At 38.5% G+C, this 13,434-nt stretch carries 8 protein-coding genes and 2 pseudogenes; 6 read left to right on the top strand and 4 right to left on the bottom strand.

All coding sequences use genetic code 11. The features are described 5' to 3' along the window. Positions 1-405, bottom strand: a pseudogene (locus tag AC1DND_RS05760) (5-(carboxyamino)imidazole ribonucleotide synthase); the annotation flags it as partial. A 54-nt stretch (positions 406-459) separates the two neighbouring features. Between AC1DND_RS05760 and AC1DND_RS05765 the strand changes: the two are divergent. Beyond that, positions 460-1,270, top strand: a pseudogene (locus AC1DND_RS05765) (aminoacetone oxidase family FAD-binding enzyme). Between the two features lie 358 nt (positions 1,271-1,628). Here the strand turns inward: AC1DND_RS05765 and AC1DND_RS05770 are convergent. Further along, the gene (locus tag AC1DND_RS05770) at positions 1,629-2,345 is read right to left on the bottom strand and encodes a hypothetical protein (RefSeq protein ID WP_477579832.1); all 717 of its coding nucleotides are present in this window, start codon (positions 2,343-2,345) and stop codon (positions 1,629-1,631) included. A gap of 224 nt (positions 2,346-2,569) precedes the next feature. Here AC1DND_RS05770 and AC1DND_RS05775 point away from each other — a divergent pair, with 224 nt between their 5' ends. Beyond that, positions 2,570-4,786 carry a B12-binding domain-containing radical SAM protein gene (locus AC1DND_RS05775; RefSeq protein WP_477579834.1) on the top strand — a complete coding sequence of 739 codons (2,217 nt, stop codon included), beginning with the start codon at positions 2,570-2,572 and terminating at the stop codon, positions 4,784-4,786. Positions 4,787-5,008: 222 nt separating this feature from the next. Here the strand turns inward: AC1DND_RS05775 and AC1DND_RS05780 are convergent, their stop codons facing one another. Both AC1DND_RS05780 and AC1DND_RS05785 read right to left on the bottom strand, forming a co-directional pair. After that, positions 5,009-5,272 (bottom strand): hypothetical protein, encoded by a 264-nt coding sequence (locus AC1DND_RS05780; protein WP_477579836.1) that lies wholly within the window; start codon positions 5,270-5,272, stop codon positions 5,009-5,011. 66 nt (positions 5,273-5,338) lie between these two features. Then, on the bottom strand, positions 5,339-8,566 hold the full coding sequence (locus AC1DND_RS05785; RefSeq protein ID WP_477579838.1) for an amidohydrolase family protein: 3,228 nt from the start codon (positions 8,564-8,566) through the stop codon (positions 5,339-5,341). Between the two features lie 72 nt (positions 8,567-8,638). Here AC1DND_RS05785 and AC1DND_RS05790 point away from each other — a divergent pair, with 72 nt between their 5' ends. From AC1DND_RS05790 to AC1DND_RS05805, 4 genes are all read left to right on the top strand, one after another. Further along, the gene (locus tag AC1DND_RS05790) at positions 8,639-10,531 is read left to right on the top strand and encodes a RecQ family ATP-dependent DNA helicase (protein WP_477579840.1); all 1,893 of its coding nucleotides are present in this window, start codon (positions 8,639-8,641) and stop codon (positions 10,529-10,531) included. Positions 10,532-10,739: 208 nt separating this feature from the next. Continuing rightward, positions 10,740-12,047, top strand: coding sequence for an MFS transporter (locus AC1DND_RS05795; RefSeq protein WP_477579842.1), 1,308 nt, complete (start codon positions 10,740-10,742; stop codon positions 12,045-12,047). A 22-nt stretch (positions 12,048-12,069) separates the two neighbouring features. Further along, complete coding sequence (locus AC1DND_RS05800) at positions 12,070-12,807, top strand: (Fe-S)-binding protein (protein WP_477579844.1); 738 nt, start codon at positions 12,070-12,072, stop codon at positions 12,805-12,807. Positions 12,808-13,164: 357 nt separating this feature from the next. After that, the coding region (locus AC1DND_RS05805) for a hypothetical protein (RefSeq protein WP_477579846.1) at positions 13,165-13,434 on the top strand (270 nt) is incomplete at its 3' end.

Here is a 13,434-nt window from a genome sequence, read left to right on the forward strand (position 1 = left end):
GTTCTCCATATCTTCCTTCGTATTTACAATCTGGAAAGGAGAGGTTGGGATATCGTTTTCTTTAAAAAACTGTTTTTGTACACCTTTATCTTGAATTAAACGGATCACCCTAGATTGTGGAAATACCTTTTTGCCTTCTTTTTCAAGCTGCTCAAGTGCGTCGATATTTACCTTTTCAATTTCAATGGTAATGATATCGGCTTTCTTTCCAAAAGCGTAAACGGTGTCAAAATCGGTAATTGAGCCATTTTCGAAGTAATTAGAGATGTGTTTGCAAGGGGCATCAGGATCTGGGTCTAAAACTAATGTGGTTACATTGTAATTGATTGCTTGTTGAATGAGCATTCTGCCCAATTGTCCGCCACCTAAAATACCTAATTTTAATTCGCTAATCTGTTTTGCCATGCGCTTGAAAATAATGCTACTTTTGTGCAAAAGTAACCATAATAAATTTTATTGATGAATGCTGATGCAATAATTATTGGTGCAGGTGCCTGCGGATTGATGTGTGCGGTGCAGGCAGGCTATCTGGGCAAGAAAGTAATTGTGCTCGAAAAAAATGACAAACCCGGTGCCAAAATTTTAATTTCGGGTGGAGGCCGCTGTAATTATACGAATCAATTTGCATCAGCTGAGCAGTTTATATCAGCAAACCCACATTTTATCAAATCTGCTTTCACGCAGTGGACAGTTGACGATACCATTGGCTTTTTTGAAACTTATGGCATTACAGGCAAAGAAAAAACTTTAGGCCAATTATTTCCTGATGATAAAAATGCGAAACATGTTGTTGAGGTTTTTACATCCGTTTGCGAAGATTTCGGGCAAGAAATTAGGTGTAACGCAGATGTAAAGGATATTGAATTATTGCCAGAAGGCTTTAAAGTAATTTATGAAAAAAATGGTAAAACCGTAGTTTTAACTGCGGAAAAGTTGGTGATTACCACTGGAGGTTTACCCATCCCAAAAATGGGTGCTACAGATTTCGCCTTACGTTTTGCGAGAAAACACGATCTAAAAATAATTGAAACGGCCCCCGCTTTGGTTCCTTTGACCATAACTGGTAAGGATGAAGAATGGTTTGCGCAGCTTTCGGGAAATTCTGTTTTTTGCGAAGTAAGCAATGATGAGATTTCGTTCGAAGAAAATATCCTTTTTACGCACGAACCTGTTTTTTGGTGGCGAATGTTTAGATGTTACAGGTTGGCTTGGCGGCTATAATTTTCAATGGGCCTGGGCAAGCGGTTTTGTAATTGCGCAGAATTTGTAATATCCGTCACCCTGTCCAGATTTTTCATCGGGTCCAGGGTCTATCTAAGTCTCTCATGTTTTTAAGCGGCGTAGCCCTCAATAAGACAGATGAAAACAAAAATACCCTGGATTAAACGTTATAGGTTTGTAAATAGCGCTACTTATATCCTCAGGTGACTAAGGTAGTCAATATTGTTTTGGAAATGTTTGGTAGGCGCTCTTCGGATAGTGCAGTCCTGCTATCCCTTCAAGTCCTCACTCATACTTCGCTCCGGGCTTTCCGTTCTATCAGGTTTATTTAACAAAGTGACGGCTTCCTGGAAAGAAAAATAACACAATCAAATCTATCAGGTTTCGAAAACCTGGTAGGTTTGGATCTACAAATAAACATTCGGCATAATTTCCCATGCCCAGGGCTTTTTAAAGGTTTTGAACGTTCTGAGCTGCGAAAAATATAAAACCTCACTTGTTTTTCGGTTTGCAATATCCCTTCGGTGCAGATTACCAACAGTGGTAAATAATTCGCGGGTTTTAAAATCATACACCCTTTCGGTCATATCGCCACTGTTCTGGTTAAAATAAAGATTGATCGCGCTTGTTAAAAACCAGTCCTTATTTTCAAATTTAAAGGTATAGCCCAGTTCCCAACGCCATTCGGAACCACCCTGGAAACGGAGGTAGAGTTGTTGGTCTTTAATGGCAATCTGTTGTAGCGGATCGCCCAATTTACCACCTTCTTCTGAACGTAAAATGAAATCGTTGTTTTGGGTAGATAAACTGTAATTACCTGTTGATTTATCTTTAAAAAATATAGCCAATATTCTTGGTTTCTGGGTTTCTTTAATGATATCTGTATTGTTGTCTCCATAAACACGGGTTTCATCAATTGATCTGTTAAACTCAAAAACTACTGCTAAATCATCTGAAGCATCATTGTTTAAGTCGCCATAAACCCGATCGATAACGATCCAGTTTGAGGGGGTAAACTGTTCAATAGAAGCGCCTTGTGTTTTAATTTTGGGGAATACAAATGTTTTTTGTGCAAAGCTGATTTGCACACAGACCATCAGGATGTAAAAACAAAAAACTTTCATTCAGGTAGAAAACGTGTTGATGTAGGGTTAAAACGTTTAGATTGGTGTTTTAGTTTAAGATAGTTGTATATCCCGATAAATCCGTCATCCCAACTTGATTGGGTATTGTAGTGCATTAGACTTTTAAAAAACAGTTTACGATTTTCTAATCGTAAAGTCGTTTCTTCATGCATTTAGCGATAATCCTTAAAATTCCCGTACTTTTGCTGAAAAAACAATTCCCTTTGAAAACCGAAATATTTGCCATTACGCCGCCATTTACCCAACTGAATACCCCATATCCAGCAACGGCGTATATAAAAGGTTTTCTGAATACTAAAAATATCAGCGCTACACAGGCCGATTTAGGTATTGAAGTTATTTTACAGCTGTTCTCTAAAAAAGGATTGCAAGATCTGTTCAATCACACTGAGCGAAGTTTATGCGTTGATAATGAAAATCCAAAAAGCGATAATGCTAAACGTATTTTTGCATTGCAAGACGAATATTTAAAAACCATCGATGCGGTAATTGCTTTTCTACAGGGTAAGAATCCAACTTTGGCCTTGCAGATCTGTAGTGATGATTTTCTGCCCCAAGCTTCGCGTTTTGCAGCTTTAGAAGAGTTAGATTGGGCTTTTGGCGCAATGGGTACGCAAGATAAAGCGAAACATTTGGCTACACTTTATCTTGAAGATATATCTGATTACATAGTAGAGCGTGTTGATGAAAATTTTGGTTTTAGCCGTTATGCAGAACGTTTAGGCAGAAGTGCTAATTCCTTTGATGAACTTTACGATGCTTTGTATAAAAAGCCAACCTACATAGATGAGATCCTGATTTCGGTTTTAAAAGAGAAAATTGAAACTGTTCAGCCTAAATTGTTCTTGATTTCTGTTCCTTTTCCGGGCAATTTGTATAGTGCTTTCCGTTGTGCACAATGGGTCAAGGCCAATCATCCGGAAATCAAAATTTCTATGGGCGGTGGTTTCCCGAATACAGAATTAAGATCATTATCGGATGCAAGGGTTTTTGAATTCTTCGATTACATTACCTTAGATGACGGCGAATTACCAATTGAACTCTTATATCAAAATATTACTCATCCTATTCCGGCTGAAGCCCATTTTTATAAAAGGACTTTTCTGCTAGAAAACGGCATGGTGGTTTACCGTAACGATGCCTTCAGAAATGATTATAAGCAGGCTGATGTTGGTACACCAGATTATGCTGGATTGTTATTAGATAAGTATATTTCAGTAATTGAAATCGTAAACCCGATGCACCGTATGTGGAGTGATGGGCGCTGGAACAAACTCACGATGGCCCATGGTTGTTATTGGGGCAAATGCACGTTCTGCGATATTTCGCTTGATTATATTAAAGTTTACGAACCGGTTGCTGCTAAATTGATTGTAGATCGGATTGAAGATTTATATGAAAAAACCGGGCAAAATGGCTTTCACTTTGTTGATGAGGCTGCACCACCTGCGCTTATGCGTGAGGTAGCTTTGGAAATCATCAGAAGAAAGTTAGCGGTTACCTGGTGGACGAACATCCGTTTTGAAAAAAGCTTTACTCAAGATCTATGTTTATTGTTAAAGGCTTCGGGTTGTATTGCCGTTTCGGGTGGATTAGAGGTGGCATCCGACCGTTTGTTAAAGCTGATCGATAAAGGTGTAACGGTAGAACAAGTGGCTAAGGTTACGCGTAATTTTTCCGAAGCTGGAATTATGGTGCATGCTTATTTAATGTATGGTTACCCCACACAAACAGTACAGGAAACGATCGACAGTTTAGAGATGGTACGTCAGTTGTTTGAGGTTGGGATATTACAGTCAGGCTTTTGGCACCAGTTTGCCATGACGGCACATAGTCCGGTAGGCATGTACCCGGAAAAGTTTGGTGTGGTGAAAGACACTGAAGTGATTGGCACTTTTGCCAATAACGATATCAATTATACCGATAAAACGGGCATTGACCATAATAAATTCAGTTTCGGGTTGAAAAAGTCACTCTTCAATTTTATGCATGGTATCTGTTTTGATTATGAACTGCAGGATTGGTTTGATTTTAAAATTCCTAGGACGAAAATTCCTTCAGATTTTATTGAGAGAGCTTTAAATGATGAAGATCAGTTTAATACGAAACCTACCGCAAAAGTAGTTTGGATAGGAGGAAAGCCCTCCGCCGAGTATTTTACCAAATCGAAAAAGGGTAATACCTGGGAAATGGCATCATTAACTTTTCACGATAAAAAAGAAACCTTTACAGTACAAACCAACAAAAACGAAGGCGCTTGGCTGAGCACTATTTTAAATAAAATCTCGATCTCCAATGAAAAAGTCTTTACATTTCAGGAGGTTAAAGCAGATTTTGAAAATGAGATGGAAAACTTTGAGTTGTTCTGGTATTCTAAACCGATCAACACGCTTCGAGAATACGGCTTGTTGGTTTTGTAAATTTTGCTTAGGCTCGTTTCCAACAAACGTAAGCTTATATTTTATTGTACCTGAGCTATACTGCTTTTTTTAGCTGGTTTGCCTAATTCGATCGTCATGCTGAATTTATTTCAGCATCTTTCTAGCTATTAAGACCCTGAAATGAATTCAGGGTGACGACCGCTTATAAAAAAAAGTTTAGAAAGAACTGTAAGAACAAATCATAAATTAAAGCATAGGCTACTACATCTTCATTTTAAAATGCGTCAGGAAATAGATGATGCAGATTAATATAATTGAATTTAAGATTAACAGTAACCAGGAAATGATCRATTTCCGGTCTTTCATCACCGCTATAAAAGACGTAATGTAAGCCATTGCAATTAGCGCCAGGAATAAGTTTACAGTTTGGATACCCAAAATGTAATATCCGTTGTATGAAAAAACGAGCGCACTGAGCACTAAGAATACAACAGAGGCGGTATTATAGAGTTTATTCGGTTTCATGTTGATTTAATTTACCATGTAAAGAGGATTTAATCGCACCCTTTACATGGCTCAAAATTTTATAGTTTAATCACAATGCGGAACAGTAAAAGTCCAGGTTTCTGATTCTCCGTTTGGAATAATATAGCCATTTCCTCTGATATTCTCGAACCATAATTTACCTCTAAGTTTCTCTCTGGTTCCTACTTCATTTAAGGTAGCACTATCGTAAAGTCGACCATTGATCATTACATATTTAATTTTCTCCGAATTGCGGATATCATCTAAAGGATTGGCGTCCATAATCACCATGTCAGCTAGTTTTCCAACTTCTAGCGATCCGATTTCTTTGTTCATGCCCAAATAACTTGCACCGTTTAAGGTTGCAGCCCTGATGGCTTGCATTGGCGTAAAACCTCCCTGAACAAACATCCAAAGCTCCCAGTGTGCACCTAAACCTTGGATTTGTCCGTGTGCACCAAGATTAATCTTTGTACCACCATCTGCAATTTGTTTAGCAGCCTTAGCAATATCGATATGGTTATAATCACTGTATTCAGAAGTCGTTCTTCGTCTTGCTCTCGCATCTATAATCGAGCGGGGGGTGTAAGTCATTAATTTTTCATTTTCCCAAACATTGGTTCTGTCGTACCAGTAATTTTCGCCCCATTGACCGCCGTAAGCTACAATTAGAGTAGGTGTATAAGCTACATCGGTGTTGTTCCAAAGCGTGGTCACATCTTTATAAACCGGTATAACAGGAATACTATGTTCTATCCCGGTATGCCCATCGGCAACCATATTCATGTTGGTGAAAAAAGTAGAGCCACCTTCAGGTACAACTTCCATATTTAACTGTCGGGCTGCTTCTAAAATCTGCTGACGTTGCTCTCTACKCGGTTGATTATACGATTTTACTGAAAATGCACCAACTGCTTTTAACCTGCGCAGATTAGCCAAAGCATCATCTAAACTATTAATCACCACTTTGAAATCGCCATCAGCACCATATAAAATACCACCGGTTGAATAAACTCTCGGGCCAACCATTCTGCCGGCCTTAAGCATTTCGCCTTGGCTAAAAACCATTTCGGTATTGCTCGATGGATCGTGTGAAGTGGTTACACCAAAAGCCAGATTGGCCATATAACTCCAATCGCTCTGTGGTGTTATTCCATCAGGACTGGTACGCAAATGGGCATGAACATCAACAATGCCTGGCATAATGGTTTTGCCATTAACATCAATTACTTTGGCGTTGGCCGGAATGCTTACTGCATCTGCTTTTCCTATTGCAGTAATTTTATTTCCATCGGTAATAATGGTTCCATTTTCAATAACTTCGTCACCTTTCATCGAGATAATCCTTGCACCTTTCAACGCCACTATTCCGGTAGGGATATCGGATTTTAAAACTAAATTGATGTCGATAGAAGATGCTTCGGTTTTAGGTGTAGTTCCATCAAAGTTGAAAGCATTATTTACATCAACGGTAAAATATTTCGGCCCCAACGTCCAATGTAAGCTTTTACTATCGGCGCTCCATTGAATATATGTTCCACCATCGGTAGTCACTTTTGTAACCGGAATGGCTTTATTACCCGCCGATGCATCCTGTGCAGTACCAATATTGATCATTGGTGTGATGTAAACGTTAAACAATTCGTTAAATGCCACCCACTTATTATCCGGACTGATAACAAACTGATTTGCATATTGAGAAGTAAAGTGTGTTCTTTCGTTCGCCCCGTTTAAATCGATACTTTTTAATGCTTTTTTGCCATCTGTATAACTCTGGAAATAAATGCGTGTATCGGTATTATTAAACTGTGGACGGATTCCATTATCTAAAATCAAAGTTTTAGCACCACCATTGGCTGGCATCATGAAAATACCTGTTCCGCGACCATAGTTATAACCTAAAACATCGTTACCACTTCCTTTTCTGAAAACGATTTTATCGCCTTTTGTTGAGTATTGAGGAGAATAATAAAAACCTTTTTCATCAGTTAGCATAATGGTTTTTCCCGATTTTACATCCGTACGCTTTATTGCCCCACGTAATTCATCGCTCCAGGTGGTATAAACAACATATTTTCCATCGGGACTAAAAGCAGGTTCAAATTCGAAATCCAATCCGTTGGTTAACCTTTCTGGTGTTCCTGCTGGTAATTCTTGTTTGTATAAGTATCCTGCGGCATTAAAAACAATTATTTTTCCATCGGGCGAAGTGGTTAATTGTCTTAACATTTTGGCTGAAAATTCATTGCTGAAAACCTGCTGTTCAAAATGTAATGCTTTTTGTACAGTTTGAATCGTATTCGCCTGAAAAGGAATAGTGCTGTTGATCAGTGTACCAATTTCTGTTTTTCTGATTTTTCCTTTTGCATAGAAAACAATGCTTTTGCTATCTGGAGTCCAAGCAAAATTTGGATAAACGCCAAAAATAGCCCAGGTTTCCTGCTGGTCATGGGATAAATCTTCATTAACCGGCCATTCTTCGCCAGTCTTCAGGTTCTGAACATATAAAGTAGATTTTAACCTTACGCGCTTTACAAAAGCTATTAAATTTCCATCCGGAGAAACTTGCGGGCGACAGGCACCACCTTGTTCATTAATTAAAGTAGTTAATTTTCCTGTTGTTAAATCCAGTTGACGGATCGCATAGATAGTCCCGTTAGGATCTTTACTATATTCAAAATTAGGACCAGGACTTACATCTTCACTAAAGTAAACATATTTGCCATCTGGCGAAACGTTAGGTTCGCCCGCATCTTGCTGATCATTTTTACGTTTGGTTAACTGCACGCCATCTCCACCGTTTATACTATACATCCACATTTCGCCGGCACCTAAGGAACGACCAGCAGTAAAGTGTTTTCTTGCAATTATGTATTCGCTATTTGGCATCCAAGTAGCATTGTTCAACAGTCTGAAATTTTCTTTGGTAACCTGTTTTTTGTCAGAACCATCACGGTTCATAATCCATATATTATCTCCACCGCTTTTATCGCTGGTGTAAGAAATGTATTTTCCGTTAGGACTAAAACGGGGTTGAACGTCCCAGGCAATGCCACCACTAACTAGTTTTGCTACTCCTCCGCTAATTGGCATCACGTAAATGTCGCCAAGTAAATCAAAGGCAATTTCCTGTCCATCAGCACTTACATCAAGGTTCATCCAGGTACCTTCATCAGTATTTAAAGTGAAGTTTTTTGTGGTGCCCTGGTATTTTTCAATATCCCATTTTTTCTCTTGGGCGTTTGAACTAAAAAATAATAGGGAAAGAGCGGATAGGAAATAGAGATGTTTCATCAAATTTTTGATTAATTGTGGCGCAATTTAGCAATATCAACAGCTTTTTTATAGTTTTGGTACTGCCGATTTATGACAGCAATAGAGATTTTACAAAAATATTGGGGACATCAAGCTTTTAGGCCTTTACAGGAAGATATTATTTCTTCGGTTTTAGAGGGAAAGGATAGTTTAGCATTATTGCCTACAGGTGGGGGTAAATCGATCTGTTTTCAGGTTCCTGCTTTGGTTAAAGAGGGGATTTGTATTGTCGTTTCGCCCTTAATTGCCTTGATGAAGGATCAGGTAGAAAACCTGAAATCGAAAGGGATTGAAGCCATTGCCATTTATGCAGGCATGGGTAAACGCGAAATCGATATCTTGCTGGATAACTGTATTTACGGAAAAATAAAATTCCTCTATTTATCTCCAGAGCGTCTATTGTCTGATTTAGTACGGGTTCGCATTTCGTACATGAACGTAAATTTAATAGCTGTAGATGAAGCGCATTGTATATCGCAGTGGGGGTACGATTTTCGTCCACCATACCAACAGATTGCCAAACTTCGCGAAATCCTTCCAGATGTTCCGGTTTTGGCACTTACCGCAACCGCTACTGAATTTGTTCGGARAGATATTGTAGAGAAGCTTGAAATGAAAGACCCACAGGTTTTTGTTAAAAGTTTTGCCAGGGATAATTTAAGTTATGTGGTTTTCGGCAATGAAGACAAATATAAAAAGCTGATCGATATTTGCCAAAAGGTAAAGGGTACAGGTTTAGTTTATGTACGTAACCGCAGGGAAACTGCTGAGGTTGCTAATTTTATCAATAGGAATCAGATTAAAGCCGATTTTTACCATGCAGGATTAGAACGGGATGTACGTTTCTTAAAACAAGAAGAGTGGAAAAATAACAAAACCCGAATTATGGTGGCCACAAATGCTTTCGGGATGGGAATTGATAAGGCAGACGTTCGTTTTGTGGTGCATTTAGATTTACCCGAAAGTTTAGAAGCTTACTACCAGGAAGCTGGCAGGGCAGGACGTGACGAAAAACGAAGTTACGCGGTTCTTCTAGCTAATCAATCTGATGTTTTAGGCTTAGAATCCAGGTATCTCGATAGTTTTCCCACTCCAGATGAGATCAGAAAAACCTATCACTACCTCGGTAATTATTTTCAATTGGCATTTGGTGCAGGCGAAGGTTTAACTTTTACTTTTGATATAGCTGATTTCTGTAAACGGTTTAATATTAGTGTTTTAAAAACAATTTCTGCTTTGAAGTTTTTAGAACACGATGGCTACCTCACCTTATCTGAAAGTGTTTTTCTACCATCGAGAATGATGTTTATTGCCAGTCATGAAGACATTTACCGTTTTCAGATTGAAAACAAAGCTTACGATGGCATTATAAAAACCATTCTGCGTTCGCATGGAGGTGCTTTCGACGGTTTTGTTAAGATTAATGAAGCCGATTTAGCCAAGAAAACAGGATTGTCGTATAAAGAAATTATCGCACTGCTTAACAAATTGCAGGCCATCGAGTTACTTACTTATACTCAGCAAACCGATCAGCCGCAATTGCAATACATTAGGCCGAGAGTAGATATGGACCATTTCGATCTGGACGTGAAATACCTCGAACTGAGAAAGGAAATCCTACACAAACAGATTAACGCAGTGGTAGCTTATGCTTCATCAAATTTATGCAGGAGTATTCAACTGCTTCATTATTTCGACGAACAGCATGCTACAAAATGTGGGGTATGCGATGTTTGTTTGGCTGAAAAAAGAGCTGAAAATCAGAGTCAGATGGAAGAGGAGATTGAATTTGAGATCGTTTCTTTACTGCAACAACAGCCTTTAAGTCTTGATGATCTGGTTGTAAATATTAAAAATGGAGCCGAAGCTGAAAGAATTGATGCCATTAGAGAATTATTAGATGCCGGTAAGATTAAAACAGATGGGAAGAAATATTATCTTTAGATGTGAGATGTGAGATGTGAGATGTGAGATGTGAGATGTGAGATGTGAGATGTGAGATGTGAGATGTGAGATGTGAGATGTGAGATGTGAGATGTGAGATGTGAGAAAAATGCCAATCAAGTTACCAATAAAATATTAGTTTTGTAATGAACTATTTAATCTGTACAATCAAACAATCAATGTAATCTTCCGCGAAGCGAAAAAACAAATGATAACAAAAAACAATAAGAAAACCATCCGTTCGTGGGCATTTTTCGATTGGGCAAACTCTGCCTATAACTTAGTCATCACTTCTACTATTTTTCCAGCTTATTATACCATTATTACCACCACTAAAGAACATGGTGATAAAGTGGATTTCTTTGGCCGGACCTTTGTAAATACCTCGCTTTCCAATTATGCCTTATCGCTTGCTTATTTGATTATGGCTTTTGCTTTGCCAATGCTTTCATCCATTGCGGATAGAAGAGGGAATAAAAAGTCTTTTATGAAATTCTTTACCTATGTAGGTGGGGCGGCCTGCATCGGTTTATATTTCTTTAAGCTAGATACGCTCGAAATGAGTATCATTTTGTTTGCATTAGCAGCAATGGGTTATATCGGCGGGGTATTATTCAGCAACTCTTATTTGCCAGAAATCGCAACCGAAGAACATCAGGATCGTGTGAGTGCACAAGGTTTTTCGTATGGGTACATCGGCTCGGTTTTACTCCAACTGATTTGTTTTCTATTTGTGTTAAAACCGGAATGGTTTGGTATTACTGATGCTTCATTTCCACCAAGGTTATCATTTTTATTGGTTGGCGTGTGGTGGATCGGTTTCTCTCAGATTCCTTTTTCAGCACTTCCGAACGGAACACCTCAGCACGATAAAATAAAAACGAATATCCTTAAAGATGGCTTTAGCGAACTATCGAAAGTTTGGGCGCAGGTTAAACAAATGAGGGTTTTAAAAGGATTTTTAGTTTCTTTCTTTTTCTACTCTATGGGTGTACAAACCATTATGCTTGCTGCTGCTGGTTTCGCTGAAAAAACATTAAAATTAGGAACGGCAAAATTGATTGCAGTGATATTGATCATTCAGCTTGTTGCTATCCCCGGCGCCATGCTCATGTCGTATTTAGCTAAAAAAATAGGGAATATAAATGTGTTAATTATGGTAGTTGTAGTATGGATAGGCTGTTGTGTTTTTGGTTATTACATCACTGGCGAGTATCAATTTTACTCATTGGCCGCAATTGTAGGCTTAATTATGGGCGGAATCCAATCTTTATCGCGCTCTACCTATTCTAAATATTTACCGGTTGATACAAAAGATAGCACTTCATTCTTCAGCTTTTACGATGTAACGGAGAAATTGGCGATTGTAATTGGCCTTTTCAGTTTTGCCTACATTGAAGATTTAACCGGAAATATTCGCTACTCAATTATCGCTTTGGCATCATTTTTTATTGTTGGATTAGTTCTTTTAGTACTTCTAAGAAAAAACGAACATAAAGAATCGCTAAAATTGTAAGTTTGCAGTCGTTAAGAATATTATGAAAGTAGAATTATTTGTGCCTTGTTTTGTAGATCAGCTCTATCCTGAAACCGCTTTTAATACTTTGAGATTATTAGAAAAATCGGGATGTGATGTAACCTACAATTCAAAACAAACCTGTTGTGGGCAACCTGCATACAATGCGGGTTATTGGGATGAGGCTAAAGAAGTGGGTACAAAATTCTTAAACGATTTTACCGAAAACACCTATGTTGTAGCGCCATCAGCATCGTGTGTAGGCATGGTGAAAGGTGGATTTAACGATCTGTTTACCAATACCATTGTGCACAACAAATGTCGGAGTTTGCAATCTAATATATGGGAGCTTTCTGATTTTCTGGTAAACATAGCCAAAAGAGATTATTTCGGCGCTGAGTTGGAAGGAAAAGCTGTTTACCACGATTCGTGTAGCGCATTGCGTGAGTGCAAAATCAAAGATGAACCCCGCCAGTTGCTTTCTAAAGTACACGGCTTAGAAATGATCGAAATGGAAGATACCGATATGTGCTGTGGTTTCGGCGGAACATTTGCGGTTAAATTTGACGCTATATCATCTGCAATGGCCGAGCAGAAAGTTAATCATGCGCTGGCACAACAGGCAGATTACATAATTTCGACCGATTTGTCTTGCCTTTTGCATCTTCAAGGTTATATCGATAAAAATAACCTCCCCATCAAGACCATGCACATCGCCGATGTATTGTGTAATGGCTGGCTGGAAAGTACAGAATATTAGTTTAAACCTCGCAGGTTTCAAAAACCTGCGAGGTTTTCTTTTGAAAGAACCACTGTTTTGTGTAAAATAAACCTGACCGTCAGCGTTATCCCGATTTAAAGATCAATTTTAAATTAGAGAGTATGTTCAATCGGGATTAAGCAGAGGGCAGGACTACCGCAACCAAAGAACCATTGCAATTGCTTTTCAAAAACAAGCTCTATTGTAAAAAATAAATTACATCTGCCTTTAAACAGCTTGCTCAGCCAATTCAGCAGTTGATTTTAACACAATTTAACACGTTTTACATTACAAACTACAATATCTTTGTTAAACCTTTTTAAGGCTTTCGTATCTAACAAACAAAACAAAATCGTAATGAAAAAAATAATCTTCGCTTTACTGGGAGTTTTATCAATCGCATCAATTGCAGATGCACAGCAGAAAAAAACTTCAGGAGCCATACAATTTGAAAATATTATCGATCCGGCAGCTATGGCTTCGGCAAGTGGTATCCAGCTAACCGATCAGATGAAAGCCAGAATGCCCTCATCTAGCAAAAGCAACTTCGAGTTGTTATTTACGGCTACAAATGCCAGTTATATGCCAGTTGAAGAAACTGAGGATAGTAATGGAGCAGGTGGTGGC

This window comes from Pedobacter sp. 01N416 (genome assembly GCF_056399685.1).